Here is a 2,837-nt window from a genome sequence, read left to right as displayed (position 1 = left end):
GACGCTCTCCTTCTCACATGGAGCAATCTCAATTTCGTCTGGACGCGGGGCGACGGAGCAGCGCAACGAGTCAGCCTGATCAGCGTCGACAATCACGAACCCGACGCCTACTTCCCCGAACCGAAGCCGTCGATGGCGTCCAACGGTAGCAATACCCTCGCCGTTCTACTGCGTGGTGAAACCTCGACCGAAGACACCGAATCCGAGTACAAGGACCTGGACATGCTCGAAGCACTCGCTCGACTACTCGTGGAGGCTCAGACGTGGTGAACGCAAACCGAAGCCAGTCCAACAGTGTCGTGGTCAGCGGTGACCCGGATACAGCGGAGTACCGCGAGGCCGCCCTGCACGATGCAGTGAACGGTCTACGCGAGCGCCATCCGATCTCATCCGCCTCCGTGGCCTTCTATCCGTGGCAGCGAAATACGTTGTTGGCAGGCTTTGCGCTGGTCGTCGTCAGCCTCGTGTTCTTCCTCGTCCCGACTCTCATCGCGCTGACATTGATCTGCACCATTGGATACATCTGGGCGATGGTCGACCGTCTGATCTTGTTCACGAGGGGTCTCGATGCGTCCTCGATCATGACGATCAGTGACGAAGAGGCACTTGCTCTTTCATACGACGACCTTCCCACCTATACCATTCTGGTCCCCGCATACAACGAGCCTGAAGTCGTCGGCGACCTCATCGCAGCCATGCGAGCGATCGAGTATCCGGCAGACAAGATGCAAGTCCTTCTCCTACTGGAGGAAGACGACGCCGTCACTATCGAAGCTGCACTTGCCGCCGGTGTGGACGAGGTCGTCAGCATTCTGAAGGTGCCCGCGGCCGATCCACGAACCAAACCGAAAGCATGCAACTACGGTCTGCATTTCTCGACGGGCGAGATCGTCACGATCTACGACGCCGAGGATTCCCCCGACCCACTCCAATTACGTCGAGTAGTCGCAACTTTCGCGAAACTTCCCGAGAACACTGCTTGTGTTCAGGCCAAACTTGCATTCCACAACGGAACTCAGAACCTGTTGACCGCGTGGTTCACCGCCGATTACGCGCTGTGGTTCAGCTTCATCCTTCCTGGATTGATGCGGAGCAATTCACCGATTCCTCTCGGCGGCACCTCGAATCACCTACGCCGTAGCGTCCTCGACGAGATCGGGGCGTGGGATCCTTTCAATGTCACGGAGGATGCGGACCTCGGCGTGCGGATTGCAGAGAGCGGATATCGCACCGCGGTCTTGAATTCCACCACGCTCGAAGAAGCCAACAGTGACACGATCAACTGGATCAGACAGCGCTCGCGTTGGTACAAGGGCTATTTGCAGACGTGGCTCGTCCACATGCGCCAACCCGTCAAATTATGGCGAGGATTGGGTCCGATCGGCTTTCTCCGATTCACGATTCTCATGGCCGGCACACCATTGGTCGCCACTTTGAACATGGTGTTCTGGCTCATCAGTCTGGACTGGATTCTCGGACAACCTGAAGTGATCCACCAGGTCTTCCCCAACTATGTCTATTTCCCCGCGTTGATCTCTCTGGCATTCGGTAATGCCGCTGTTCTCTACATGAACCTCGTGGCGTGCCGAGAAACGCGAAACGCGATGCTCCTCCTCGCCTGTCTGACTGCTCCGTTGTATTGGGTGCTGATGAGCATCGCGGCGATCAAGGGGACCTACCAATTGATTCGCAACCCGTCCTACTGGGAAAAAACCTTCCACGGTCTGAACACGTGACAACGCAACCCTCACGTTCTACACAGGTGTGAGTTATGTCTACTGATCCGCCTCACCCACAATTTCACCCGATTTCGGGTTTCACCGGAAAACGCACAGCTAGATGGTTGCGGTAAACACACAATCCAGTCACAAAACTTAACTACCGGTACGCGAGAACTGCGGTGATTGGTTGCCGAATGATCACAGATCAGCCGTCGAGCGCCTTACGTGTCGAGACGGCGCTGGCTTACCGCGCAGCACTCAGGCACTATGACCGGTATGAGCGGTTTTTCGGAATGGGTGAAGCATCAACTGGAACTTCGCCAAGAAACTGACGTAGCCGATGCTGCGCGTGCGCTGGGAATACGCCCCTCCGAACTCGGTCGGTGGCTGTCCGCGAAACGCCCCCCCACGCAGGACACGATCAGAACTGCTTGCCGCGTCTTCGACGTCCACGTCCAGGAAATTCTTGTCGCGGCGGGCTACATGACACCTGACGAGTCGGGTCTGGACGACAAGCCGATTTCGCTGTCGTCGCTCAGCACGCAAGATCTCCTCGATGAGCTGGCGAGACGCTCCGCGTCGCATAGCCTTGCAAGTCAGTAGGTCAGCTGCGGATCCGGCTGATCCAATCGTTCCTTGAGCCAGACTCGCAACTCCGGTCCGTACTCGGTGCGACTGAGCGCATGGTCGAGAGATGCTCGCAGAAAGCCTCCCGGGTTACCAAGATCGTGGCGGGTTCCGTAATGGACGACGACGTGAACCGGATGCCCCTCCGCGATCAACAGCGCTATCGCATCCGTCAGTTGTAGTTCGCCACCCTGCCCGGGTGAGATTCGTCTGAGCGCGTCGAACACGGCGCGATCGAGAAGGTATCGTCCGGCCGCGGCGAGAGTGGACGGAGCATCCTCAGGAGCCGGCTTCTCAACCATGCCGATGACGGCAAGCACATCGGGATCGCTGCCCTCCACAGGTGTTTGGACGTCGAATACTCCGTAGGCCCCAACACGATCGGGCGCGACGTCGAACGCGCACAGCACAGAACCACCACGCTCGGCACGTACCTTCGCCATCGCGTCGAGAATGCCGCAGGGGTGGACCAGATCGTCGGGAAGCAGC

Annotated in this window: 3 protein-coding genes and 1 pseudogene; 3 read left to right on the top strand and 1 reads right to left on the bottom strand. The window is 58.1% G+C overall.

The annotated features are described in order from the left end of the window. The 3 genes and pseudogenes from A2J01_RS30525 to A2J01_RS30515 form a co-directional block, all read left to right on the top strand. Positions 1–270, top strand: a pseudogene (locus tag A2J01_RS30525) (hypothetical protein); the annotation flags it as partial. Then, on the top strand, positions 264–1,736 hold the full coding sequence (locus A2J01_RS30520; RefSeq protein WP_081305432.1) for a glycosyltransferase: 1,473 nt from the start codon (positions 264–266) through the stop codon (positions 1,734–1,736). The pseudogene A2J01_RS30525 and the gene A2J01_RS30520, both read left to right, overlap by 7 nt. Before the next feature lie 261 nt (positions 1,737–1,997). Beyond that, the gene (locus tag A2J01_RS30515; RefSeq protein ID WP_228232489.1) at positions 1,998–2,324 is read left to right on the top strand and encodes a helix-turn-helix domain-containing protein; all 327 of its coding nucleotides are present in this window, start codon (positions 1,998–2,000) and stop codon (positions 2,322–2,324) included. Here A2J01_RS30515 and A2J01_RS30510 read toward each other — a convergent pair. Continuing rightward, the coding region (locus A2J01_RS30510) for a sugar phosphate nucleotidyltransferase (RefSeq protein ID WP_269455347.1) at positions 2,318–2,837 on the bottom strand (520 nt) is incomplete at its 5' end. The genes A2J01_RS30515 and A2J01_RS30510 overlap by 7 nt on opposite strands.

The sequence above is a fragment of the Rhodococcus sp. EPR-134 genome (genome assembly GCF_001647205.1).
In the GTDB taxonomy this organism is placed as follows: Bacteria; Actinomycetota; Actinomycetes; order Mycobacteriales; family Mycobacteriaceae; genus Rhodococcus_F; species Rhodococcus_F qingshengii.
Note: the sequence above shows the minus strand (reverse complement) of the source record. Positions and strands in the feature narration are given on the sequence as shown.